At 49.6% G+C, this 25,740-nt stretch carries 8 protein-coding genes, 22 tRNA genes and 8 rRNA genes; 4 read left to right on the top strand and 34 right to left on the bottom strand.

All coding sequences use genetic code 11. The annotated features are described in order from the left end of the window. Positions 1–2 precede the first annotated feature (2 nt). The 31 genes from B7E06_RS20575 to B7E06_RS20725 form a co-directional block, all read right to left on the bottom strand. A 23S ribosomal RNA gene (locus B7E06_RS20575) occupies positions 3–2,927 on the bottom strand. 136 nt (positions 2,928–3,063) lie between these two features. Next, positions 3,064–3,139, bottom strand: a tRNA-Ala gene (locus tag B7E06_RS20580). A gap of 15 nt (positions 3,140–3,154) precedes the next feature. After that, positions 3,155–3,231 (bottom strand) — tRNA-Ile (locus tag B7E06_RS20585). A 101-nt stretch (positions 3,232–3,332) separates the two neighbouring features. Then, a 16S ribosomal RNA gene (locus tag B7E06_RS20590) occupies positions 3,333–4,899 on the bottom strand. A gap of 125 nt (positions 4,900–5,024) precedes the next feature. Beyond that, positions 5,025–5,101 (bottom strand) — tRNA-Ile (locus tag B7E06_RS20595). A gap of 22 nt (positions 5,102–5,123) precedes the next feature. After that, positions 5,124–5,197, bottom strand: a tRNA-Gly gene (locus B7E06_RS20600). A gap of 50 nt (positions 5,198–5,247) precedes the next feature. After that, positions 5,248–5,324 (bottom strand) — tRNA-Pro (locus B7E06_RS20605). 8 nt (positions 5,325–5,332) lie between these two features. After that, positions 5,333–5,409: transfer RNA gene (locus B7E06_RS20610), tRNA-Arg, on the bottom strand. 11 nt (positions 5,410–5,420) lie between these two features. Further along, positions 5,421–5,509, bottom strand: a tRNA-Leu gene (locus tag B7E06_RS20615). A gap of 50 nt (positions 5,510–5,559) precedes the next feature. After that, positions 5,560–5,634: transfer RNA gene (locus tag B7E06_RS20620), tRNA-Gly, on the bottom strand. 6 nt (positions 5,635–5,640) lie between these two features. Beyond that, a tRNA-Leu gene (locus B7E06_RS20625) sits at positions 5,641–5,722 on the bottom strand. A 7-nt stretch (positions 5,723–5,729) separates the two neighbouring features. Next, a tRNA-Lys gene (locus B7E06_RS20630) sits at positions 5,730–5,805 on the bottom strand. Positions 5,806–5,827: 22 nt separating this feature from the next. Further along, a tRNA-Thr gene (locus B7E06_RS20635) sits at positions 5,828–5,903 on the bottom strand. Positions 5,904–5,907: 4 nt separating this feature from the next. Beyond that, a tRNA-Val gene (locus B7E06_RS20640) sits at positions 5,908–5,983 on the bottom strand. Between the two features lie 12 nt (positions 5,984–5,995). After that, positions 5,996–6,109 (bottom strand): 5S ribosomal RNA (rrf, locus tag B7E06_RS20645). A gap of 127 nt (positions 6,110–6,236) precedes the next feature. Further along, positions 6,237–9,161: ribosomal RNA gene (locus tag B7E06_RS20650) — 23S ribosomal RNA — on the bottom strand. Positions 9,162–9,326: 165 nt separating this feature from the next. Beyond that, a 16S ribosomal RNA gene (locus B7E06_RS20655) occupies positions 9,327–10,893 on the bottom strand. A 125-nt stretch (positions 10,894–11,018) separates the two neighbouring features. Further along, positions 11,019–11,095, bottom strand: a tRNA-Ile gene (locus B7E06_RS20660). Positions 11,096–11,117: 22 nt separating this feature from the next. Further along, positions 11,118–11,191, bottom strand: a tRNA-Gly gene (locus tag B7E06_RS20665). Between the two features lie 50 nt (positions 11,192–11,241). Beyond that, positions 11,242–11,318: transfer RNA gene (locus B7E06_RS20670), tRNA-Pro, on the bottom strand. 8 nt (positions 11,319–11,326) lie between these two features. After that, positions 11,327–11,403, bottom strand: a tRNA-Arg gene (locus B7E06_RS20675). Between the two features lie 11 nt (positions 11,404–11,414). Continuing rightward, positions 11,415–11,503, bottom strand: a tRNA-Leu gene (locus B7E06_RS20680). A gap of 50 nt (positions 11,504–11,553) precedes the next feature. Further along, positions 11,554–11,628, bottom strand: a tRNA-Gly gene (locus tag B7E06_RS20685). Positions 11,629–11,634: 6 nt separating this feature from the next. Further along, a tRNA-Leu gene (locus B7E06_RS20690) sits at positions 11,635–11,716 on the bottom strand. A 7-nt stretch (positions 11,717–11,723) separates the two neighbouring features. Then, a tRNA-Lys gene (locus B7E06_RS20695) sits at positions 11,724–11,799 on the bottom strand. 22 nt (positions 11,800–11,821) lie between these two features. Then, a tRNA-Thr gene (locus tag B7E06_RS20700) sits at positions 11,822–11,897 on the bottom strand. 4 nt (positions 11,898–11,901) lie between these two features. After that, positions 11,902–11,977: transfer RNA gene (locus tag B7E06_RS20705), tRNA-Val, on the bottom strand. A gap of 12 nt (positions 11,978–11,989) precedes the next feature. After that, positions 11,990–12,103: ribosomal RNA gene (rrf, locus tag B7E06_RS20710) — 5S ribosomal RNA — on the bottom strand. 127 nt (positions 12,104–12,230) lie between these two features. Next, positions 12,231–15,155, bottom strand: a 23S ribosomal RNA gene (locus tag B7E06_RS20715). Between the two features lie 165 nt (positions 15,156–15,320). After that, positions 15,321–16,887: ribosomal RNA gene (locus B7E06_RS20720) — 16S ribosomal RNA — on the bottom strand. Together the 16S, 23S and 5S rRNA genes with 22 tRNA genes alongside form the textbook arrangement of a ribosomal RNA operon. A gap of 412 nt (positions 16,888–17,299) precedes the next feature. After that, the gene (locus B7E06_RS20725) at positions 17,300–17,521 is read right to left on the bottom strand and encodes a hypothetical protein (RefSeq protein ID WP_082235730.1); all 222 of its coding nucleotides are present in this window, start codon (positions 17,519–17,521) and stop codon (positions 17,300–17,302) included. A gap of 125 nt (positions 17,522–17,646) precedes the next feature. On the opposite strand from B7E06_RS20725, the gene pdaB reads away from it, so the two are divergent. Continuing rightward, the gene (gene pdaB, locus B7E06_RS20730; protein ID WP_245807784.1) at positions 17,647–18,405 is read left to right on the top strand and encodes a polysaccharide deacetylase family sporulation protein PdaB; all 759 of its coding nucleotides are present in this window, start codon (positions 17,647–17,649) and stop codon (positions 18,403–18,405) included. A 46-nt stretch (positions 18,406–18,451) separates the two neighbouring features. On the opposite strand, the gene B7E06_RS20735 is transcribed toward pdaB, so the two are convergent. Beyond that, positions 18,452–19,054: a KinB-signaling pathway activation protein gene (locus tag B7E06_RS20735; RefSeq protein ID WP_082235731.1), complete on the bottom strand. Its 603-nt coding sequence runs from the start codon at positions 19,052–19,054 to the stop codon at positions 18,452–18,454. 141 nt (positions 19,055–19,195) lie between these two features. Between B7E06_RS20735 and gerD the strand changes: the two genes are divergently transcribed. After that, positions 19,196–19,825 (top strand): spore germination lipoprotein GerD, encoded by a 630-nt coding sequence (gerD, locus tag B7E06_RS20740; RefSeq protein WP_082235732.1) that lies wholly within the window; start codon positions 19,196–19,198, stop codon positions 19,823–19,825. A 34-nt stretch (positions 19,826–19,859) separates the two neighbouring features. On the opposite strand, the gene B7E06_RS20745 is transcribed toward gerD, so the two are convergent. Further along, complete coding sequence (locus B7E06_RS20745; protein WP_082235733.1) at positions 19,860–20,912, bottom strand: Mrp/NBP35 family ATP-binding protein; 1,053 nt, start codon at positions 20,910–20,912, stop codon at positions 19,860–19,862. 85 nt (positions 20,913–20,997) lie between these two features. Continuing rightward, positions 20,998–21,702: an N-acetylmuramoyl-L-alanine amidase CwlD gene (gene cwlD / locus B7E06_RS20750; RefSeq protein WP_082235734.1), complete on the bottom strand. Its 705-nt coding sequence runs from the start codon at positions 21,700–21,702 to the stop codon at positions 20,998–21,000. 218 nt (positions 21,703–21,920) lie between these two features. Here cwlD and B7E06_RS20755 point away from each other — a divergent pair, with 218 nt between their 5' ends. Together B7E06_RS20755 and B7E06_RS20760 are read left to right on the top strand one after the other, a co-directional pair. Further along, complete coding sequence (locus tag B7E06_RS20755) at positions 21,921–23,597, top strand: serine hydrolase domain-containing protein (RefSeq protein ID WP_082235735.1); 1,677 nt, start codon at positions 21,921–21,923, stop codon at positions 23,595–23,597. Between the two features lie 47 nt (positions 23,598–23,644). Further along, a complete protein-coding gene (locus tag B7E06_RS20760) occupies positions 23,645–25,714 on the top strand; it encodes a glycoside hydrolase family 3 protein (RefSeq protein WP_082235736.1) in 2,070 nt (689 codons plus the stop codon). The last annotated feature ends 26 nt before the right edge of the window (positions 25,715–25,740 follow it).

Consider the following 25,740-nt stretch of genomic DNA (forward strand, 5'->3'; position numbering starts at 1 on the left):
TAAAAGATAAGTCATCGATTGATTAGTATCTGTCAGCTCCACGTGTCACCACGCGTCCACTTCAGACCTATCGACCTCATCGTCTCTGAGGAATCTTACTAACTTATAGTTAGGGGAAATCTCATCTCAAGGGGGGCTTCATGCTTAGATGCTTTCAGCACTTATCCCGTCCACACGTAGCTACCCAGCGATGCTCCTGGCGGAACAACTGGTACACCAGCGGTGTGTCCATCCCGGTCCTCTCGTACTAAGGACAGCTCCTTTCAGATTTCCAACGCCCACGACGGATAGGGACCGAACTGTCTCACGACGTTCTGAACCCAGCTCGCGTACCGCTTTAATGGGCGAACAGCCCAACCCTTGGGACCGACTACAGCCCCAGGATGCGATGAGCCGACATCGAGGTGCCAAACCTCCCCGTCGATGTGGACTCTTGGGGGAGATAAGCCTGTTATCCCCGGGGTAGCTTTTATCCGTTGAGCGACGGCCCTTCCATACGGTACCGCCGGATCACTAAGCCCGACTTTCGTCCCTGCTCGACTTGTAGGTCTCGCAGTCAAGCTCCCTTGTGCCTTTACACTCTGCGAATGATTTCCAACCATTCTGAGGGAACCTTTGGGCGCCTCCGTTACTCTTTGGGAGGCGACCGCCCCAGTCAAACTGCCCACCTGACACTGTCTCCGGACCGGATCACGGTCCTGGGTTAGAATGTCCGTACAGCCAGGGTGGTATCCCACCAGCGCCTCCACCGAAGCTAGCGCTCCGGCTTCTCAGGCTCCCACCTATCCTGTACAAGCTGTACCAACATTCAATATCAGGCTACAGTAAAGCTCCACGGGGTCTTTCCGTCCTGTCGCGGGTAATGCGCATCTTCACGCATAGTATAATTTCACCGGGTCTCTCGTTGAGACAGTGCCCAAGTCGTTGCACCTTTCGTGCGGGTCGGAACTTACCCGACAAGGAATTTCGCTACCTTAGGACCGTTATAGTTACGGCCGCCGTTTACTGGGGCTTCGGTTCAACGCTTCGCCTTACGGCTAACGCATCCCCTTAACCTTCCAGCACCGGGCAGGTGTCAGCCCCTATACTTCGCCTTACGGCTTCGCAGAGACCTGTGTTTTTGGTAAACAGTCGCTTGGGCCTTTTCACTGCGGCTCCTCGGCAGAGGAGCACCCCTTCTCCCGAAGTTACGGGGTCATTTTGCCGAGTTCCTTAACGAGAGTTCTCCCGCTCACCTTAGGATTCTCTCCTCGCCTACCTGTGTTGGTTTGCGGTACGGGCGCCATCCTTCCTCGCTAGAGGCTTTTCTTGGCAGTGTGAAATCCGGAGCTTCGGTACTCAATTTCCCTCCCCATCACAGCTCGACGTTGCCGGACGGATTTTCCTATTCCGACCGTCTTGCTGCTTGGACGCACGCTTCCAATGGTGCGCTCTCCTTATCCTCCTGCGTCCCCCCATCACTCAAATGGAAGGAAGGCGGTACAGGAATATCCACCTGTTGTCCATCGCCTACGCCTTTCGGCCTCGGCTTAGGTCCCGACTAACCCTGAGAGGACGAGCCTTCCTCAGGAAACCTTAGGCTTTCGGTGAAAGAGATTCTCACTCTTTTTTCGCTACTCATACCGGCATTCTCACTTCTAAGCGCTCCACCAGTCCTTACGGTCTGACTTCACAGCCCTTAGAACGCTCTCCTACCATTGATCCATCCGGATCAATCCGCAGCTTCGGTGGTGTGTTTAGCCCCGGTATATTTTCGGCGCGGAGTCACTCGACCAGTGAGCTATTACGCACTCTTTGAATGGTGGCTGCTTCTAAGCCAACATCCTGGTTGTCTAAGCAACTCCACATCCTTTTCCACTTAACACACACTTAGGGACCTTAGCTGGCGGTCTGGGCTGTTTCCCTCTCGACCATGAACCTTATCACCCATGGTCTGACTCCCAGAACAAAGTCTCTGGCATTCGGAGTTTGACTGAATTCGGTAACCCGGTAGGGGCCCCTCGTCCAATCAGTGCTCTACCTCCAGGACTTTCTATTCTGAGGCTAGCCCTAAAGCTATTTCGGAGAGAACCAGCTATCTCCGTGTTCGATTGGCATTTCACCCCTACCCACACCTCATCCCCGCAATTTTCAACTTGCGTGGGTTCGGGCCTCCAGTCAGTGTTACCTGACCTTCACCCTGGACATGGGTAGATCACACGGTTTCGGGTCTACGACCGCATACTATATTCGCCCTATTCAGACTCGCTTTCGCTGCGGCTCCGCTTCTCATCAGCTTAACCTTGCATACGGTCGTAACTCGCCGGTTCATTCTACAAAAGGCACGCCGTCACCCATCAATGGGCTCCGACTACTTGTAGGCACACGGTTTCAGGATCTCTTTCACTCCCCTTCCGGGGTGCTTTTCACCTTTCCCTCACGGTACTGGTTCGCTATCGGTCACTAGGGAGTATTTAGCCTTGGGAGATGGTCCTCCCGGATTCCGACGGAATTCCTCGTGTTCCGCCGTACTCAGGATCCACTCCGGAGAAGAAAGGATGTCGATTACGGGGCTGTTACCCTCTCTGGCGGATCTTTCCAGATCGCTTCGTCTATCCTCTCTCTTTGTAACTCCAAAGGAGTGTCCTACAACCCCAGAAAGCAAGCTTTCTGGTTTGGGCTGATTCCGTTTCGCTCGCCGCTACTTGGGAAATCGCATTTGCTTTCTCTTCCTCCGGGTAATGAGATGTTTCAGTTCCCCGGGTCTGCCGTCCAACGCCTATGTATTCAGCGAAGGATGCTGTTCCATTACGAACAGCGGGTTTCCCCATTCGGAAATCCTGGGATCCAAGCTTACTTACAGCTCCCCCAGGCATATCGGTGTTAGTCCCGTCCTTCATCGGCTCCTAGTGCCAAGGCATCCACCGTGCGCCCTTATTCACTTAACTTTCATCTTCGTGAAAAGACTTTTTCTTACGTTGGTTTGATGTCTTGTCATATCTTATCCAGTTTTCAAGGTTCACAACTAAAGGAATAGTTGATTTTAAAACACAAAAATGAATTCTTTGTGTTTCAGATATTTTATGGTGGAGCCTAGCGGGATCGAACCGCTGACCTCCTGCGTGCAAAGCAGGCGCTCTCCCAGCTGAGCTAAGGCCCCGTTTTATTGAAAGAATGGTGGGCCTGAGTGGACTCGAACCACCGACCTCACGCTTATCAGGCGTGCGCTCTAACCAGCTGAGCTACAGGCCCATTCAACCAATATTTATGGTATTTGATCTCTCAAAACTGAACAACCAATCCAGTACGTTTTCCGAAGGAAACGGCGAAAACGCCGCTCCTTATATCCTTAGAAAGGAGGTGATCCAGCCGCACCTTCCGATACGGCTACCTTGTTACGACTTCACCCCAATCATTGGCCCCACCTTCGGCGGCTGGCTCCATAAAGGTTACCTCACCGACTTCGGGTGTTGCCAACTCTCGTGGTGTGACGGGCGGTGTGTACAAGGCCCGGGAACGTATTCACCGCGGCATTCTGATCCGCGATTACTAGCGATTCCGGCTTCATGCAGGCGAGTTGCAGCCTGCAATCCGAACTGAGAATGGTTTTATGGGATTTGCTACACCTCGCGGCTTCGCTGCCCTTTGTACCATCCATTGTAGCACGTGTGTAGCCCAGGTCATAAGGGGCATGATGATTTGACGTCATCCCCGCCTTCCTCCGGTTTGTCACCGGCAGTCACCTTAGAGTGCCCAACTGAATGCTGGCAACTAAGATTAGGGGTTGCGCTCGTTGCGGGACTTAACCCAACATCTCACGACACGAGCTGACGACAACCATGCACCACCTGTCACTTGGTCCCCGAAGGGAAGACCCTATCTCTAGGGCGGTCCAAGGATGTCAAGACCTGGTAAGGTTCTTCGCGTTGCTTCGAATTAAACCACATGCTCCACCGCTTGTGCGGGCCCCCGTCAATTCCTTTGAGTTTCAGCCTTGCGGCCGTACTCCCCAGGCGGAGTGCTTAATGCGTTAACTTCAGCACTAAGGGGTGGAAGCCCCCTAACACCTAGCACTCATCGTTTACGGCGTGGACTACCAGGGTATCTAATCCTGTTTGCTACCCACGCTTTCGCACCTCAGCGTCAGAAACAGACCAGAGAGTCGCCTTCGCCACTGGTGTTCCTCCACATATCTACGCATTTCACCGCTACACGTGGAATTCCACTCTCCTCTTCTGTCCTCAAGTTCCCCAGTTTCCAATGACCCTCCACGGTTGAGCCGTGGGCTTTCACATCAGACTTAAGGAACCGCCTGCGCGCGCTTTACGCCCAATAATTCCGGACAACGCTTGCCCCCTACGTATTACCGCGGCTGCTGGCACGTAGTTAGCCGGGGCTTTCTCGTGAGGTACCGTCAAGGTACCGCTCTATTCGCACGGTACTTGTTCTTCCCTCACAACAGAACTTTACGATCCGAAAACCTTCATCGTTCACGCGGCGTTGCTCCGTCAGACTTTCGTCCATTGCGGAAGATTCCCTACTGCTGCCTCCCGTAGGAGTCTGGGCCGTGTCTCAGTCCCAGTGTGGCCGATCACCCTCTCAGGTCGGCTACGCATCGTCGCCTTGGTGAGCCGTTACCTCACCAACTAGCTAATGCGCCGCGGGCCCATCTGTAAGTGATAGCCAAAGGCCATCTTTTACTCTTTCCTCATGAGAGAGAAGAGGTTATCCGGCATTAGCCCCGGTTTCCCGGGGTTATTCCGGTCTTACAGGCAGGTTGCCCACGTGTTACTCACCCGTCCGCCGCTCATTCCACTAACGTCACCCCCGAAGGGGATCGGTTAGCTTCCTGCGCTCGACTTGCATGTATTAGGCACGCCGCCAGCGTTCGTCCTGAGCCAGGATCAAACTCTCCAAAAAGTAGTTTGACTTGCTCATTTGCACACCGAATGTGCTTCTTAAAAAATTCGATCTATATAATATAGAAAGAAATGTTTTGACGTACTGGTTGGTTCGTTCAGTTTTCAAAGATCAAATTGTCTTAATGGTGGGCCTGAGTGGACTCGAACCACCGACCTCACGCTTATCAGGCGTGCGCTCTAACCAGCTGAGCTACAGGCCCCAATATCACATCTAGTAAATAATGGAGCGGGTGAAGGGAATCGAACCCTCATCATCAGCTTGGAAGGCTGAGGTTTTACCACTAAACTACACCCGCATATAAAGTTTAATTGATAAGTAGATTTTTTAGCATCGATAGAACTCTCATGGTCGGGAAGACAGGATTCGAACCTGCGACCCCTTGGTCCCAAACCAAGTGCTCTACCAAGCTGAGCTACTTCCCGTAAGTAAATGGCGCGCCCGAGAGGAGTCGAACCCCTAACCTTCTGATCCGTAGTCAGACGCTCTATCCAATTGAGCTACGGGCGCAAAACATATTATGGTGCCGAGGGCCGGACTCGAACCGGCACGGTGGAAACCCACCGCAGGATTTTAAGTCCTGTGCGTCTGCCAATTCCGCCACCCCGGCACGACACTTGCTAGTAAGGTTTGTATCTTATATCACGGTTGTAAGTAAAATGGAGCGGAAGACGGGATTCGAACCCGCGACCCCCACCTTGGCAAGGTGGTGTTCTACCACTGAACTACTTCCGCGTAAAATGCGGGTGGAGGGACTTGAACCCCCACGCCGTGAAGCACTAGATCCTAAATCTAGCGTGTCTGCCAATTCCACCACACCCGCTAATAAATGGTGAGCCATGGAGGGCTCGAACCTCCGACCCTCTGATTAAAAGTCAGATGCTCTACCAACTGAGCTAATGGCTCTTAACGAAAAACAAGGACTAAATGGTGCCGGCCAGAGGACTTGAACCCCCAACCTACTGATTACAAGTCAGTTGCTCTACCAATTGAGCTAGGCCGGCAAAATGGTGGAGGATGCAGGGCTCGAACCTGCGACCCCTTGCTTGTAAGGCAAGTGCTCTCCCAGCTGAGCTAATCCTCCGGATTATGTAAGGTATGGCAGCGTCCTACTCTCACGGGGGTAAACCCGACTACCATCGGCGCTGAAGAGCTTAACTGCTGTGTTCGGCATGGGAACAGGTGTGACCTCTTCGCTATCGCCACCAAACCTTATTTTTTAGGGACAAGATATATTATATTGTCCTTTTGGGAAAATATCAAGGGTTTTTAAAAACTTTTTAAATAAACCCTCAAAACTGGATAAGACTGCTTTCTATCAAACCACGAAAGAATTAAAAGATAAGTCATCGATTGATTAGTATCTGTCAGCTCCACGTGTCACCACGCGTCCACTTCAGACCTATCGACCTCATCGTCTCTGAGGAATCTTACTAACTTATAGTTAGGGGAAATCTCATCTCAAGGGGGGCTTCATGCTTAGATGCTTTCAGCACTTATCCCGTCCACACGTAGCTACCCAGCGATGCTCCTGGCGGAACAACTGGTACACCAGCGGTGTGTCCATCCCGGTCCTCTCGTACTAAGGACAGCTCCTTTCAGATTTCCAACGCCCACGACGGATAGGGACCGAACTGTCTCACGACGTTCTGAACCCAGCTCGCGTACCGCTTTAATGGGCGAACAGCCCAACCCTTGGGACCGACTACAGCCCCAGGATGCGATGAGCCGACATCGAGGTGCCAAACCTCCCCGTCGATGTGGACTCTTGGGGGAGATAAGCCTGTTATCCCCGGGGTAGCTTTTATCCGTTGAGCGACGGCCCTTCCATACGGTACCGCCGGATCACTAAGCCCGACTTTCGTCCCTGCTCGACTTGTAGGTCTCGCAGTCAAGCTCCCTTGTGCCTTTACACTCTGCGAATGATTTCCAACCATTCTGAGGGAACCTTTGGGCGCCTCCGTTACTCTTTGGGAGGCGACCGCCCCAGTCAAACTGCCCACCTGACACTGTCTCCGGACCGGATCACGGTCCTGGGTTAGAATGTCCGTACAGCCAGGGTGGTATCCCACCAGCGCCTCCACCGAAGCTAGCGCTCCGGCTTCTCAGGCTCCCACCTATCCTGTACAAGCTGTACCAACATTCAATATCAGGCTACAGTAAAGCTCCACGGGGTCTTTCCGTCCTGTCGCGGGTAATGCGCATCTTCACGCATAGTATAATTTCACCGGGTCTCTCGTTGAGACAGTGCCCAAGTCGTTGCACCTTTCGTGCGGGTCGGAACTTACCCGACAAGGAATTTCGCTACCTTAGGACCGTTATAGTTACGGCCGCCGTTTACTGGGGCTTCGGTTCAACGCTTCGCCTTACGGCTAACGCATCCCCTTAACCTTCCAGCACCGGGCAGGTGTCAGCCCCTATACTTCGCCTTACGGCTTCGCAGAGACCTGTGTTTTTGGTAAACAGTCGCTTGGGCCTTTTCACTGCGGCTCCTCGGCAGAGGAGCACCCCTTCTCCCGAAGTTACGGGGTCATTTTGCCGAGTTCCTTAACGAGAGTTCTCCCGCTCACCTTAGGATTCTCTCCTCGCCTACCTGTGTTGGTTTGCGGTACGGGCGCCATCCTTCCTCGCTAGAGGCTTTTCTTGGCAGTGTGAAATCCGGAGCTTCGGTACTCAATTTCCCTCCCCATCACAGCTCGACGTTGCCGGACGGATTTTCCTATTCCGACCGTCTTGCTGCTTGGACGCACGCTTCCAATGGTGCGCTCTCCTTATCCTCCTGCGTCCCCCCATCACTCAAATGGAAGGAAGGCGGTACAGGAATATCCACCTGTTGTCCATCGCCTACGCCTTTCGGCCTCGGCTTAGGTCCCGACTAACCCTGAGAGGACGAGCCTTCCTCAGGAAACCTTAGGCTTTCGGTGAAAGAGATTCTCACTCTTTTTTCGCTACTCATACCGGCATTCTCACTTCTAAGCGCTCCACCAGTCCTTACGGTCTGACTTCACAGCCCTTAGAACGCTCTCCTACCATTGATCCATCCGGATCAATCCGCAGCTTCGGTGGTGTGTTTAGCCCCGGTATATTTTCGGCGCGGAGTCACTCGACCAGTGAGCTATTACGCACTCTTTGAATGGTGGCTGCTTCTAAGCCAACATCCTGGTTGTCTAAGCAACTCCACATCCTTTTCCACTTAACACACACTTAGGGACCTTAGCTGGCGGTCTGGGCTGTTTCCCTCTCGACCATGAACCTTATCACCCATGGTCTGACTCCCAGAACAAAGTCTCTGGCATTCGGAGTTTGACTGAATTCGGTAACCCGGTAGGGGCCCCTCGTCCAATCAGTGCTCTACCTCCAGGACTTTCTATTCTGAGGCTAGCCCTAAAGCTATTTCGGAGAGAACCAGCTATCTCCGTGTTCGATTGGCATTTCACCCCTACCCACACCTCATCCCCGCAATTTTCAACTTGCGTGGGTTCGGGCCTCCAGTCAGTGTTACCTGACCTTCACCCTGGACATGGGTAGATCACACGGTTTCGGGTCTACGACCGCATACTATATTCGCCCTATTCAGACTCGCTTTCGCTGCGGCTCCGCTTCTCATCAGCTTAACCTTGCATACGGTCGTAACTCGCCGGTTCATTCTACAAAAGGCACGCCGTCACCCATCAATGGGCTCCGACTACTTGTAGGCACACGGTTTCAGGATCTCTTTCACTCCCCTTCCGGGGTGCTTTTCACCTTTCCCTCACGGTACTGGTTCGCTATCGGTCACTAGGGAGTATTTAGCCTTGGGAGATGGTCCTCCCGGATTCCGACGGAATTCCTCGTGTTCCGCCGTACTCAGGATCCACTCCGGAGAAGAAAGGATGTCGATTACGGGGCTGTTACCCTCTCTGGCGGATCTTTCCAGATCGCTTCGTCTATCCTCTCTCTTTGTAACTCCAAAGGAGTGTCCTACAACCCCAGAAAGCAAGCTTTCTGGTTTGGGCTGATTCCGTTTCGCTCGCCGCTACTTGGGAAATCGCATTTGCTTTCTCTTCCTCCGGGTAATGAGATGTTTCAGTTCCCCGGGTCTGCCGTCCAACGCCTATGTATTCAGCGAAGGATGCTGTTCCATTACGAACAGCGGGTTTCCCCATTCGGAAATCCTGGGATCCAAGCTTACTTACAGCTCCCCCAGGCATATCGGTGTTAGTCCCGTCCTTCATCGGCTCCTAGTGCCAAGGCATCCACCGTGCGCCCTTATTCACTTAACTTTCATCTTCGTGAAAAGACTTTTTCTTACGTTGGTTTGATGTCTTGTCATATCTTATCCAGTTTTCAAGGTTCACAAGTTTGAGAGTTTGATCTCTCAAAACTGAACAACCAACCAGTACGTTTTCCGAAGGAAACGGCGCAAACGCCGCTCCTTATATCCTTAGAAAGGAGGTGATCCAGCCGCACCTTCCGATACGGCTACCTTGTTACGACTTCACCCCAATCATTGGCCCCACCTTCGGCGGCTGGCTCCATAAAGGTTACCTCACCGACTTCGGGTGTTGCCAACTCTCGTGGTGTGACGGGCGGTGTGTACAAGGCCCGGGAACGTATTCACCGCGGCATTCTGATCCGCGATTACTAGCGATTCCGGCTTCATGCAGGCGAGTTGCAGCCTGCAATCCGAACTGAGAATGGTTTTATGGGATTTGCTACACCTCGCGGCTTCGCTGCCCTTTGTACCATCCATTGTAGCACGTGTGTAGCCCAGGTCATAAGGGGCATGATGATTTGACGTCATCCCCGCCTTCCTCCGGTTTGTCACCGGCAGTCACCTTAGAGTGCCCAACTGAATGCTGGCAACTAAGATTAGGGGTTGCGCTCGTTGCGGGACTTAACCCAACATCTCACGACACGAGCTGACGACAACCATGCACCACCTGTCACTTGGTCCCCGAAGGGAAGACCCTATCTCTAGGGCGGTCCAAGGATGTCAAGACCTGGTAAGGTTCTTCGCGTTGCTTCGAATTAAACCACATGCTCCACCGCTTGTGCGGGCCCCCGTCAATTCCTTTGAGTTTCAGCCTTGCGGCCGTACTCCCCAGGCGGAGTGCTTAATGCGTTAACTTCAGCACTAAGGGGTGGAAGCCCCCTAACACCTAGCACTCATCGTTTACGGCGTGGACTACCAGGGTATCTAATCCTGTTTGCTACCCACGCTTTCGCACCTCAGCGTCAGAAACAGACCAGAGAGTCGCCTTCGCCACTGGTGTTCCTCCACATATCTACGCATTTCACCGCTACACGTGGAATTCCACTCTCCTCTTCTGTCCTCAAGTTCCCCAGTTTCCAATGACCCTCCACGGTTGAGCCGTGGGCTTTCACATCAGACTTAAGGAACCGCCTGCGCGCGCTTTACGCCCAATAATTCCGGACAACGCTTGCCCCCTACGTATTACCGCGGCTGCTGGCACGTAGTTAGCCGGGGCTTTCTCGTGAGGTACCGTCAAGGTACCGCTCTATTCGCACGGTACTTGTTCTTCCCTCACAACAGAACTTTACGATCCGAAAACCTTCATCGTTCACGCGGCGTTGCTCCGTCAGACTTTCGTCCATTGCGGAAGATTCCCTACTGCTGCCTCCCGTAGGAGTCTGGGCCGTGTCTCAGTCCCAGTGTGGCCGATCACCCTCTCAGGTCGGCTACGCATCGTCGCCTTGGTGAGCCGTTACCTCACCAACTAGCTAATGCGCCGCGGGCCCATCTGTAAGTGATAGCCAAAGGCCATCTTTTACTCTTTCCTCATGAGAGAGAAGAGGTTATCCGGCATTAGCCCCGGTTTCCCGGGGTTATTCCGGTCTTACAGGCAGGTTGCCCACGTGTTACTCACCCGTCCGCCGCTCATTCCACTAACGTCACCCCCGATGGGGATCGGTTAGCTTCCTGCGCTCGACTTGCATGTATTAGGCACGCCGCCAGCGTTCGTCCTGAGCCAGGATCAAACTCTCCAAAAAGTAGTTTGACTTGCTCATTTGCACACCGAATGTGCTTCTTAAAAAATTCGATCTATATAATATAGAAAGAAATGTTTTGACGTACTGGTTGGTTCGTTCAGTTTTCAAAGATCAAATTGTCTTAATGGTGGGCCTGAGTGGACTCGAACCACCGACCTCACGCTTATCAGGCGTGCGCTCTAACCAGCTGAGCTACAGGCCCCAATATCACATCTAGTAAATAATGGAGCGGGTGAAGGGAATCGAACCCTCATCATCAGCTTGGAAGGCTGAGGTTTTACCACTAAACTACACCCGCATATAAAGTTTAATTGATAAGTAGATTTTTTAGCATCGATAGAACTCTCATGGTCGGGAAGACAGGATTCGAACCTGCGACCCCTTGGTCCCAAACCAAGTGCTCTACCAAGCTGAGCTACTTCCCGTAAGTAAATGGCGCGCCCGAGAGGAGTCGAACCCCTAACCTTCTGATCCGTAGTCAGACGCTCTATCCAATTGAGCTACGGGCGCAAAACATATTATGGTGCCGAGGGCCGGACTCGAACCGGCACGGTGGAAACCCACCGCAGGATTTTAAGTCCTGTGCGTCTGCCAATTCCGCCACCCCGGCACGACACTTGCTAGTAAGGTTTGTATCTTATATCACGGTTGTAAGTAAAATGGAGCGGAAGACGGGATTCGAACCCGCGACCCCCACCTTGGCAAGGTGGTGTTCTACCACTGAACTACTTCCGCGTAAAATGCGGGTGGAGGGACTTGAACCCCCACGCCGTGAAGCACTAGATCCTAAATCTAGCGTGTCTGCCAATTCCACCACACCCGCTAATAAATGGTGAGCCATGGAGGGCTCGAACCTCCGACCCTCTGATTAAAAGTCAGATGCTCTACCAACTGAGCTAATGGCTCTTAACGAAAAACAAGGACTAAATGGTGCCGGCCAGAGGACTTGAACCCCCAACCTACTGATTACAAGTCAGTTGCTCTACCAATTGAGCTAGGCCGGCAAAATGGTGGAGGATGCAGGGCTCGAACCTGCGACCCCTTGCTTGTAAGGCAAGTGCTCTCCCAGCTGAGCTAATCCTCCGGATTATGTAAGGTATGGCAGCGTCCTACTCTCACGGGGGTAAACCCGACTACCATCGGCGCTGAAGAGCTTAACTGCTGTGTTCGGCATGGGAACAGGTGTGACCTCTTCGCTATCGCCACCAAACCTTATTTTTTAGGGACAAGATATATTATATTGTCCTTTTGGGAAAATATCAAGGGTTTTTAAAAACTTTTTAAATAAACCCTCAAAACTGGATAAGACTGCTTTCTATCAAACCACGAAAGAATTAAAAGATAAGTCATCGATTGATTAGTATCTGTCAGCTCCACGTGTCACCACGCGTCCACTTCAGACCTATCGACCTCATCGTCTCTGAGGAATCTTACTAACTTATAGTTAGGGGAAATCTCATCTCAAGGGGGGCTTCATGCTTAGATGCTTTCAGCACTTATCCCGTCCACACGTAGCTACCCAGCGATGCTCCTGGCGGAACAACTGGTACACCAGCGGTGTGTCCATCCCGGTCCTCTCGTACTAAGGACAGCTCCTTTCAGATTTCCAACGCCCACGACGGATAGGGACCGAACTGTCTCACGACGTTCTGAACCCAGCTCGCGTACCGCTTTAATGGGCGAACAGCCCAACCCTTGGGACCGACTACAGCCCCAGGATGCGATGAGCCGACATCGAGGTGCCAAACCTCCCCGTCGATGTGGACTCTTGGGGGAGATAAGCCTGTTATCCCCGGGGTAGCTTTTATCCGTTGAGCGACGGCCCTTCCATACGGTACCGCCGGATCACTAAGCCCGACTTTCGTCCCTGCTCGACTTGTAGGTCTCGCAGTCAAGCTCCCTTGTGCCTTTACACTCTGCGAATGATTTCCAACCATTCTGAGGGAACCTTTGGGCGCCTCCGTTACTCTTTGGGAGGCGACCGCCCCAGTCAAACTGCCCACCTGACACTGTCTCCGGACCGGATCACGGTCCTGGGTTAGAATGTCCGTACAGCCAGGGTGGTATCCCACCAGCGCCTCCACCGAAGCTAGCGCTCCGGCTTCTCAGGCTCCCACCTATCCTGTACAAGCTGTACCAACATTCAATATCAGGCTACAGTAAAGCTCCACGGGGTCTTTCCGTCCTGTCGCGGGTAATGCGCATCTTCACGCATAGTATAATTTCACCGGGTCTCTCGTTGAGACAGTGCCCAAGTCGTTGCACCTTTCGTGCGGGTCGGAACTTACCCGACAAGGAATTTCGCTACCTTAGGACCGTTATAGTTACGGCCGCCGTTTACTGGGGCTTCGGTTCAACGCTTCGCCTTACGGCTAACGCATCCCCTTAACCTTCCAGCACCGGGCAGGTGTCAGCCCCTATACTTCGCCTTACGGCTTCGCAGAGACCTGTGTTTTTGGTAAACAGTCGCTTGGGCCTTTTCACTGCGGCTCCTCGGCAGAGGAGCACCCCTTCTCCCGAAGTTACGGGGTCATTTTGCCGAGTTCCTTAACGAGAGTTCTCCCGCTCACCTTAGGATTCTCTCCTCGCCTACCTGTGTTGGTTTGCGGTACGGGCGCCATCCTTCCTCGCTAGAGGCTTTTCTTGGCAGTGTGAAATCCGGAGCTTCGGTACTCAATTTCCCTCCCCATCACAGCTCGACGTTGCCGGACGGATTTTCCTATTCCGACCGTCTTGCTGCTTGGACGCACGCTTCCAATGGTGCGCTCTCCTTATCCTCCTGCGTCCCCCCATCACTCAAATGGAAGGAAGGCGGTACAGGAATATCCACCTGTTGTCCATCGCCTACGCCTTTCGGCCTCGGCTTAGGTCCCGACTAACCCTGAGAGGACGAGCCTTCCTCAGGAAACCTTAGGCTTTCGGTGAAAGAGATTCTCACTCTTTTTTCGCTACTCATACCGGCATTCTCACTTCTAAGCGCTCCACCAGTCCTTACGGTCTGACTTCACAGCCCTTAGAACGCTCTCCTACCATTGATCCATCCGGATCAATCCGCAGCTTCGGTGGTGTGTTTAGCCCCGGTATATTTTCGGCGCGGAGTCACTCGACCAGTGAGCTATTACGCACTCTTTGAATGGTGGCTGCTTCTAAGCCAACATCCTGGTTGTCTAAGCAACTCCACATCCTTTTCCACTTAACACACACTTAGGGACCTTAGCTGGCGGTCTGGGCTGTTTCCCTCTCGACCATGAACCTTATCACCCATGGTCTGACTCCCAGAACAAAGTCTCTGGCATTCGGAGTTTGACTGAATTCGGTAACCCGGTAGGGGCCCCTCGTCCAATCAGTGCTCTACCTCCAGGACTTTCTATTCTGAGGCTAGCCCTAAAGCTATTTCGGAGAGAACCAGCTATCTCCGTGTTCGATTGGCATTTCACCCCTACCCACACCTCATCCCCGCAATTTTCAACTTGCGTGGGTTCGGGCCTCCAGTCAGTGTTACCTGACCTTCACCCTGGACATGGGTAGATCACACGGTTTCGGGTCTACGACCGCATACTATATTCGCCCTATTCAGACTCGCTTTCGCTGCGGCTCCGCTTCTCATCAGCTTAACCTTGCATACGGTCGTAACTCGCCGGTTCATTCTACAAAAGGCACGCCGTCACCCATCAATGGGCTCCGACTACTTGTAGGCACACGGTTTCAGGATCTCTTTCACTCCCCTTCCGGGGTGCTTTTCACCTTTCCCTCACGGTACTGGTTCGCTATCGGTCACTAGGGAGTATTTAGCCTTGGGAGATGGTCCTCCCGGATTCCGACGGAATTCCTCGTGTTCCGCCGTACTCAGGATCCACTCCGGAGAAGAAAGGATGTCGATTACGGGGCTGTTACCCTCTCTGGCGGATCTTTCCAGATCGCTTCGTCTATCCTCTCTCTTTGTAACTCCAAAGGAGTGTCCTACAACCCCAGAAAGCAAGCTTTCTGGTTTGGGCTGATTCCGTTTCGCTCGCCGCTACTTGGGAAATCGCATTTGCTTTCTCTTCCTCCGGGTAATGAGATGTTTCAGTTCCCCGGGTCTGCCGTCCAACGCCTATGTATTCAGCGAAGGATGCTGTTCCATTACGAACAGCGGGTTTCCCCATTCGGAAATCCTGGGATCCAAGCTTACTTACAGCTCCCCCAGGCATATCGGTGTTAGTCCCGTCCTTCATCGGCTCCTAGTGCCAAGGCATCCACCGTGCGCCCTTATTCACTTAACTTTCATCTTCGTGAAAAGACTTTTTCTTACGTTGGTTTGATGTCTTGTCATATCTTATCCAGTTTTCAAGGTTCACAAGTTTGAGAGTTTGATCTCTCAAAACTGAACAACCAACCAGTACGTTTTCCGAAGGAAACGGCGCAAACGCCGCTCCTTATATCCTTAGAAAGGAGGTGATCCAGCCGCACCTTCCGATACGGCTACCTTGTTACGACTTCACCCCAATCATTGGCCCCACCTTCGGCGGCTGGCTCCATAAAGGTTACCTCACCGACTTCGGGTGTTGCCAACTCTCGTGGTGTGACGGGCGGTGTGTACAAGGCCCGGGAACGTATTCACCGCGGCATTCTGATCCGCGATTACTAGCGATTCCGGCTTCATGCAGGCGAGTTGCAGCCTGCAATCCGAACTGAGAATGGTTTTATGGGATTTGCTACACCTCGCGGCTTCGCTGCCCTTTGTACCATCCATTGTAGCACGTGTGTAGCCCAGGTCATAAGGGGCATGATGATTTGACGTCATCCCCGCCTTCCTCCGGTTTGTCACCGGCAGTCACCTTAGAGTGCCCAACTGAATGCTGGCAACTAAGATTAGGGGTTGCGCTCGTTGCGGGACTTAACCCAACATCTCACGACACGAGCTGACGACAACCATGCACCACCTGTCACTTGGTCCCCGAAGGGAAGACCCTATCTCTAGGGCGGTCCAAGGATGTCAAGACCTGGTAAGGTTCTTCGCGTTGCTTCGAATTAAACCACATGCTCCACCGCTTGTGCGGGCCCCCGTCAATTCCTTTGAGTTTCAGCCTTGCGGCCGTACTCCCCAGGCGGAGTGCTTAATGCGTTAACTTCAGCACTAAGGGGTGGAAGCCCCCTAACACCTAGCACTCATCGTTTACGGCGTGGACTACCAGGGTATCTAATCCTGTTTGCTACCCACGCTTTCGCACCTCAGCGTCAGAAACAGACCAGAGAGTCGCCTTCGCCACTGGTGTTCCTCCACATATCTACGCATTTCACCGCTACACGTGGAATTCCACTCTCCTCTTCTGTCCTCAAGTTCCCCAGTTTCCAATGACCCTCCACGGTTGAGCCGTGGGCTTTCACATCAGACTTAAGGAACCGCCTGCGCGCGCTTTACGCCCAATAATTCCGGACAACGCTTGCCCCCTACGTATTACCGCGGCTGCTGGCACGTAGTTAGCCGGGGCTTTCTCGTGAGGTACCGTCAAGGTACCGCTCTATTCGCACGGTACTTGTTCTTCCCTCACAACAGAACTTTACGATCCGAAAACCTTCATCGTTCACGCGGCGTTGCTCCGTCAGACTTTCGTCCATTGCGGAAGATTCCCTACTGCTGCCTCCCGTAGGAGTCTGGGCCGTGTCTCAGTCCCAGTGTGGCCGATCACCCTCTCAGGTCGGCTACGCATCGTCGCCTTGGTGAGCCGTTACCTCACCAACTAGCTAATGCGCCGCGGGCCCATCTGTAAGTGATAGCCAAAGGCCATCTTTTACTCTTTCCTCATGAGAGAGAAGAGGTTATCCGGCATTAGCCCCGGTTTCCCGGGGTTATTCCGGTCTTACAGGCAGGTTGCCCACGTGTTACTCACCCGTCCGCCGCTCATTCCACTAACGTCACCCCCGAAGGGGATCGGTTAGCTTCCTGCGCTCGACTTGCATGTATTAGGCACGCCGCCAGCGTTCGTCCTGAGCCAGGATCAAACTCTCCAAAAAGTAGTTTGACTTGCTCATTTGCACACCGAATGTGCTTCTTAAAAAATTCGATCTATATAATATAGAAAGAAATGTTTTGACGTACTGGTTGATTCGTTCAGTTTTCAAAGATCAAATTGTTTCGATGTCTTTTTAGCGACAAGATCTAATTTATCATGGTTGCGTTAATATGTCAACGCTTTTTCAAAAGAAAAATTATTTCCTTGTCCAATTGGTGATCACTGTTTTGGGCGATCCCTTTCCTGACAACGATTAATAATATAGCACAGAAATAAAACATAGCGCAATACATTTTTGTAATTTTTTCAGGTTTTTTCTTTTTCCCTGCTTCATCCTGCTTTAAACCCATTCTTTTTTCCAAACAAAAGCCCGGGAAAATCCCGGGCTTTTGCTTAATAATGAATGCATAAAATTAGTTCTGTTTTTTCCTCTTGGGCATATAGTGTAAGCATTCCTCGCCGGAAGCAAACCTTCGGAAAAGGTGAAACAAAACTTCATACCTTTTTTCCATAGCGTTCTTAATTGAAGGATCAATTCGGTTATCCCCCAGGTCAAGAGTGATTTCTTCCATCTCCCGCCTTAGTAAGTACTCTATCTCTTGGTACTCCTGCTTTGTAATCATGAGACCATACATCCAAGACCCTCCCTAAATGTTCAAAAGCTTCTTCTTATTCTTACCCTTTTTTTCGGATTTATAGCATAGGTTGTCCTGTTTTTCATAGATATTAATCATATAGGTAAAAAAGGAGTGCGTTTAAGGTGAGGCTTAAAAACACACGGACAGGTCCAATCAAACGTTATGGAATCATTGTGATTATTGCGTTATTTTGTGCTGTTTTAATGTGGGTAGGTCAGCGCAGCCAGGTTTCCGTTTTCTCTAATAATGGGGAGCCGCGTGCTTTATCTCAAGGAAGCGATGCACACCCATTTATTTCCTTAACCTTTAACATCAGCTGGGGAAATAATAAAGTATATGACATTTTAAAATCATTGGAAGCCCACAAAGCAAAAGCAACGTTTTTTTTAAGTGGTGAATGGGCAGAACGGCATCCGGATATTGTAAAAGCGATTCACGAGGGAGAACACGAAATTGCGATGATGGGGTACACGTACGAATCCTATACGGATAAAGAAGCAGCTGACATACGTCAGGATATTCAAAAAGCTCAGGAAGCTTTCGAAAAGCTCGGTTTCGAAGATGTGCACTGGATCCGTCCGCCACACGGCAAATATAACGAAGAAGTATTAAAAGTAATTGAAGAGCAAAAGTTGGAGGCTATCCAGTGGAGTGTGAATCCAAGAGACTGGGAAAACCCAGGTACAAATCAGATCATTGATCAAGTGTTGAATCAGTCAGGCAAAGGGGATATCATTCTGCTTCACGCCTCGGATTCCGTAAAACAAACAGATAAAGCCCTTGAAGTCGTTCTGCCCGGTTTAAAACAGAAAGATCTTAAATTTGTCACTGTAACCGAACTCGTCAACGGAAGCCAGACAACTATCGATCAGGTCAACTAAAAAAAGAGCTGGCGACTCGCCAGCTCTTTGCTTATTTGATTCCAGCCTATTTAGCATTCGCCTGATTCCCATTTATCCTATGTAAAATCAACAGCTGATACGCATTACAAACAACAAGCGGAATAATCATCAACCATACATAGTCTGCGGATGCAGCCCGTAAAGCCGGCACCCATTCGACAGTGGTTACAACAACCATAAAAAATAAAGCCGGAACAAACGCCTGCCGGTTGGTTTCCTGTGCTTTTTTCCAGGCTGTCGCCATACCAATAGTCAGTAACGCGAAAGCAGATGCTACATAAGGCCATATAGAAACGCCCTCATCCGCGGCCTGATATCTAAAATAAATCAAATCGAAAATAGCAAAAACAATTAAAAAGACCTGAATGGCTACCCAGCTCCCTTTAAAGAGCCCTTTTCCAAATTGGTGAATTGTTAAATAAGCAAAGAAGCCCATCTGGCTGATGACGCTGAATATAAAACCTAACCCCGAAAAAAATAACAATAATCCAAGCAGTTCAACTATGTCGAACGGCTGCAAGACCGCTGCATAGGATTCACTCTTAATAATAAAACTGGATACTAATGTTAAAACACCGCCAATTAAAAGCGTTGTTAAAAACAGCCGTACCCATTTCCGACTATTCACGTTAATTCTCCCCCTGTTGGCTATTACTTCCCACACGTATTCTATCACGATTCCAGTGATTTTTCCTTAACGGCCTGCATATTTTTTGTGACATGTTGCATATTAAGCGTAAGGGATAACTTATGGAAAGGGGACATTCACATGTCCAGATTTCGAATCATTTGTCCCATTCTTCTCGTCATGCTCCTCGCAGCATGTAATGGCACTTCAAGCGCCAGCGAGCAAGCGGATTATGATACCACGAAGAATATGATGGTGGATATTTTAAAAACTGATGACGGGCAGAAGGCTTTAAAAGAAGTTCTTTCTGAAGAAGAAATGAAGCAGGAATTAGCCCTGGAATCAGAAGAGGTATCCAATGCCGTTAAAGATACTTTGTTATCAGAAAAAGGCAAGGAGTTTTGGAGTAAACTTTTTTCAGATCCTTCCTTTGTGCAAGAGTTCAGTAAAGTCGTTCAAGGCGAGCAGGAAGGGTTAATGAAAAGTCTTATGAAAGACTCTGAATACCAGGCCTCTCTTATTGAGCTTTACCAAAACCCAGAGATGATGGAAAAAATGCTCGAGGTCATGCAAGGGCAGAAATTCCGTGCACACTTAGAGAAGACGATTCAGGAGACCTTAAATAATCCTGTCTTTCAAGCGAAGATGAGTGAAACCCTGCTTAAGGCTGCTGATGAGCAGAACCAGGGTCAGGCCCAAGGCGGCGGAGGTCAAGAGCAGTCTACTCAACAGAGTTCAGGAGATGGCGGACAAGGTCAGTCCTCTCAATAGAAAAAACACGCAGCCGTAGCAGACTGCGTGTTTTTTATAATTTACTAATTACTTTAGCTGCCATATTGCGGTATACGACTCCAATTGGATGGTCTTCCTGATAAACAGAAGGGGCAAATACATCCTCATCTTCGTATGGCTGCTGCAATGGAATGTGGCCAAGCACATCTGTCTTCAGCTGTTCGGCAAGCTTAACGCCACCGCCGCGGCCAAAGATAAACTCTTTATTCCCCGTCTCTTTGCTTTCAAAATAAGACATATTTTCCACGACTCCAAGGATATCGTGCTCCATTTTAATCGCCATTTGTCCGGCTCTAGCCGCAACAAATGCAGCAGTCGGATGAGGGGTCGTAACAATAATCTCTTTTGATGAAGGCAGTAAGGAATGAAGGTCCATTGCTATATCCCCTGTACCAGGCGGAAGGTCTAGCAGCAGATAGTCCAGCTCTCCCCACTCTACTTCTTTAAAAAAGCTTGTCAGCATTTTGCCAAGCATAGGACCGCGCCACACAATCGGGGAGTTGTCCTCTACAAAGAAACCCATTGAAACAAGCTTAACACCAAAACGTTCAACTGGAATGATTTTTTCCCCTCGAACAACAGGACGTTCTTCAACTCCCATCATATCTGGAACGCTGAATCCATAAATATCAGCATCAATGATTCCGACTTTTTTTCCGAGGCGCTTCAAAGCCACAGCAAGGTTAACGGTGACTGTGGATTTTCCTACACCGCCTTTACCACTGGCAATCGCAATAAATTTCGTATTGCTTCCCGCTCCCAGAAGAGTCGCTCCTTCATCCTGAGCTGCTTCAGGCTGAAATTTTTCAATAACTTCCTCTGGCAGCTGGTCAAATCGCAGACCTACTGTAGCAGCTCCGCCTTCCTTTAAAGCATTGACGATGTTCTGCTGCAGCTCCATTTGTTCCGCTGTGTTCGTTTTCGCAATTAAAAGCTTAACACTCACATGATTCTTTTCTTCTTTTATCTTAACTTCTTCGACTCCGCCGGTTTCTTCTAACGTTTTATGTAAAAACGGATCCTCGATTGAGTGAAGAATCTCTAATACCTTTTCTTGTGTCAGCACGTCTGTCACCTTCCTTAGAAATGTTTCGACAGTGCAAGTATAACATACATGAAACGCTTTCTAAGTGATATGCATTCGAACGTGCTTATTCTTTATCAGATTCGTGCCGCAACAGGCCTTTATAAATGGATGCTGCTACTTTTCTCTGATAATCCTCGCTTTCTAATAACTCCCTTTCCTCCGGATTTGATAAAAATCCAGCCTCCACTAACACCCCGGGGCTATCCGAGTGATCTACAATATAAATATTCCTTAAACCTAAAGCCTCCCTTTTTGTATTATTAAGATTTTCCTTGATTTCCTTCTGAACCGCTTCTGCCAGCTTTTTGCTTTCTTCCTTGTTTGGATTATAGAAGGTTTGTGCCCCTCTCCACTGAGAAGATGGTATGGCATTTAAGTGAACACTGATGAACAGATCTGTTTTAGAGTTATTAATAATTTCAAGTCTCTTACGTATGTCTTCGGACTTACGATGTGATAAACTTCCTTCTCCTGTCGACAAATCTTTGTCATCTTCTCTAGTTAAATAAACGACTGCTCCAGCTTCCTGTAAGTAATCACGCAAATACATAGCGAGCTTTAATGTAATTTCTTTCTCTTCTGTACCATTTTTCCCTCTGGCCCCGCCATCCGGCCCGCCGTGCCCCGGATCAATCACAATTACTTTTCCGAAAAGAGGAGATGACCAGGCCTGCCATGTGTCTTTTGCTTCTTGCATCGGAAATGATATTAAACTGACGCATACTAATACGGCCGCGAACCATATAACCGTTTTCCACCATCGCCTCATAATGATCCACTCCCACTTCTTCCACTTATAGCTCAATATATGGGACAAGAATGACTTTTATACCTGAACACCTTCTTCTAAATCTTAAGTCCTAGATCTTTTTGTTGTTTTTTGTAATATTCTAAATATTTTCCGACTTATGTGGTATAGACAACTATATTATTAAAACTTATGATTGAAACAAAGAGGTGAAAGCCTTTACATAAAAGGAGGAATTTATGAAAAAATCAAATGTTTGTCTCGTCTTATCTACTGTTATAACAGCTTCTTTACTGTTTAACCCCACAGCTGAAAGGAGTGTACATGCAGACCAATTGAAAAAGCCTACAATCGAAAACAGAGCTCATAAGAAAACACAGGAATCCCCCCACCCTGTTTTTTCCTGGAATAACCCAGGTCCTTCTTCCCCTGTGCTTCATCCTGGATCTGTAAAAGGCGCCGGTATGAGACAAGAGCCTCTCCGTGCAATTGATTCGGTTATTGAAACAAGCATTTCAGAAGGAGCTCTCCCTGGTGCTGTCACTCTTGTCGCCAGAAAAGGACATATCGTCCAAAATGAAGCTTATGGACACTCTCTGCTTTATGAGGATGATCAGAAAAATCAAGTCCAAAACCCCCTGCACATGGAAAAAGATACTATTTTTGATGTAGCCTCTATCAGTAAAATATTCACCGCCACCGCAGCTATGATCCTTTATGAAGAAGGATACTTTCAATTAGATGACCCTGTCGCAAAATACATCCCTGAGTTCGCACAAAATGGAAAAGAGAATGTAACGATTGAACAGCTCATGACTCACACCTCGGGTTTTACAGCATGGGTGCCTTTATATGCTCAAGGTGAAAGCCGTGAAGACCGCCTGGAGTATGTATATGCCTATCCGCTGGCTAATTCGCCCGGATCTACATACACATACAGCGATTTAAACATGATCACCCTTGGCGCTCTTATAGAAAAGTTTTCAGGGCAGCGTCTCGATGAATTTGTGTACGAAAACATTACAAAACCGCTGAAAATGAAAAACACTATGTATAATCCTCCTGAGAAATTAAAGGAGCGCATCGCCGCTACGGAGTATCAGGAAGCGATTGGGCGAGGCCTCGTTTGGGGAGAAGTTCATGATGAAAACGCCTGGTCCCTTGATGGAGTAGCAGGACACGCTGGCGTATTCTCAACGGCTGAAGACCTCGCAAAACTTGGACACATGTATCTGCAGGATGGGCGTTACGGAGGTAAAAGAATTCTCAAACCAGCGACCGTCAAGCTGTTAACAGAAAATCGAATTCCCGAATTCCCGGGAGATGAGCACGGCTTAGGGTGGGAGCTGTCCCAAGGCTGGTATATGGATGCCTTAGCAGAATCTTCAACGATGGGGCACACAGGCTACACGGGTACCTCTATGGTCATTAATCAGGCAAATGATACGATTGCCATTTTGCTGACCAATCGGGTTCACCCTTCCAGAAATACCGTATCGACTAATCCGACGAGACAATTATTTGCCCGCCAGGTTGCTGATGCGATTCCTGTTAACACACCTGGCCCTTCCTGGTTTGCAGGGTATGGCAGTCAATTGGACCGCTTCTTAACAGCGAAGGTCAGTATTCAAGAAGATACCACCCTTTCCTTTAAAACATGGTACCGTCTTGAAAACGGATATGATTTCGGCCATGTCGAAGTTTCAGAAGACGGCGAGAACTGGAGGGAAATACGTGAACCGTTCACAGGCAGCAGCGGATGGAATAAAGAAAGCGTGACACTTCCCGCGGGAACCCAGTTTGTCCGCTTCCGTTATGATACCGATGGAAGTGTGAATGGACGAGGCTGGTATATCACAAGCTTAAAAGGTGACTTCGAACTTCTCGAAACTGACTGGGAAAAACGGTCTTATTGATTTCCGCACAGTTTATGTAAAAAACTATCAAAAGGAGGGAAAAAGAAATGAAAAGATTAAAGAAAACTATGCTGTTAACGGCAGTTGCAGCTATGGCGCTGAGTCCATTAGCCCCTCAGAATGTGTCTGCAAAAAGTCATAAAGACCAAAAAAGAAACGATCTCGTTCTCTTAGAAAACGCTAAGCAGGTGAAGAGCGACTTTGAAAACAATGAGTTGGACCTGACCGCACTAAACCTTTATAAGGATGGTCACTATAAAAAGGTGGAAAATAACCTGCAGTGGTCATCTTCTAACAAAAATGTAGCAAAGGTGGATAAGGACGGTACTGTCCAATTAACAGGGAAAAACGGTCGAACCTTTATTTCAGTATCTGATGGGAAAAATAAAGACCGGATTGCCATTCAGCAGCATCCTAAAAAAGATGCGAAGCTTATTAAACAAAAAGGCGATAAGTACAAACTGATCAAAAATGCAATAAAGGGTATGACCCTCGAAGAGAAAGTCGGCCAAATGCTAATGCCTGATTTTAGGAATTGGGAAGGAAAAAATGTAACAGAAATGCTGCCTGAAATCGAGCAGGTCGTTAAAGATTATCACTTAGGGGGTGTAATCCTTTTCCGCGAGAATGTCGTGACAACTGAACAGACGGCTAAGCTTGTGGCCGATTATCAGGAAGCATCTGAAGAGCAGGGCCTTCTCATGACGATCGACCAGGAAGGCGGAATTGTTACCCGCCTTCAATCGGGAACTGATATGCCCGGTAATATGGCTCTTGGTGCTACCCGCTCGACTGACATTACAGAAGATGTAGGTACAGCCATTGGGGCAGAGCTGGAATCTCTTGGCATAAACATGAACCTCGCTCCTGTTTTAGATGTGAACAACAATCCAGATAACCCGGTGATTGGCACCCGGTCATTTGGTGAAGATCCTGAACTTGTAGCAGATTTAGGAAACGCTTATATTAAGGGTCTGCAAAGTCAGGGAGTAGCCGCAACCGCAAAACACTTCCCTGGGCACGGTGATACGGCTGTAGACTCTCACCTTGGTCTTCCAGAAGTGCCGTATGATAAAGAACGACTTATGGAAGTCGAGCTATACCCTTTCCAAAAAGCCATGGAAGCCGGTATTGATGCTGTGATGACCGCACATGTAACCTTCCCTAAAATTGATGACACGAAGGTAATCTCTCAGAAGGATGGAACCGAAATCGCCCTTCCTGCCACCCTGTCTCCTAAAGTGCTGACTGGACTGATGCGTGAGGAAATGGGATACGATGGCCTGATTATTACAGATGCCTTAAATATGAAAGCAATAGCCGATCATTTTGGTTCTGTTGATGCCGTTATCCGCAGTGTAAAAGCCGGCACAGATATTGTCCTCATGCCAGTTGGCCTTGAAGAAGTGGCTGATGGTCTGCTTGAGGCCGTTCGCTCTGGTGAAATCAGCGAAAAGCGCATCGAAGAATCTGTAGAAAGAATTTTAACTTTGAAGCTTGAACGAGGAATCCTTAAGGAAGAGGCTGCTCCAGACATAGAAGAAATCATTAAAGAAGCTAATGCTACTGTCGGCTCACCTGAGCACCAGGCAATTGAAAAAGAGGCGTCTGAACGCTCTATAACGCTAGTGAAAAATGATAATATCCTTCCTCTTGCAGATGAAGGGAAAATTGTCGTCGTAGGCAACACTTATATCAACAGGCTGCATACTTCTATTTCCAGACTTCATGATGATGTCGAGCTTATTACCTCTTCAGAACCGTTAAACGACGAACAGCTTTCTAAAGTAAAAGCAGCGGACAGCGTTATCGTTGGTACCTATACGTTTAATGTAGCAGGACGTTCGCCAGCTAGCGCCCAGATGCAAATGGTGCACCAGCTTATGGAGGAAGCAAATGGACCGGTCATTGGTGTTGGCATCCGCAATCCATATGACATTATGGCCTATCCGCAAATCGACGGTTACCTTGCCCAGTATGGCTTTAATGATGTCAGCTTTGATGCCGCTGCTGACACAATTTTTGGAAACAACAATCCGTCAGGAAAACTTCCGGTTACGATTCCTGATAACAATGAAGGGACCCTGTACGATTTCGGCCACGGCTTAAGTTATTAACAAAGAAGGGGGCACCTTCCCCCTTC

This window comes from Halobacillus massiliensis (assembly GCF_900166625.1).
In the GTDB taxonomy this organism is placed as follows: Bacteria; Bacillota; Bacilli; order Bacillales; family Halobacillaceae; genus Halobacillus_A; species Halobacillus_A massiliensis.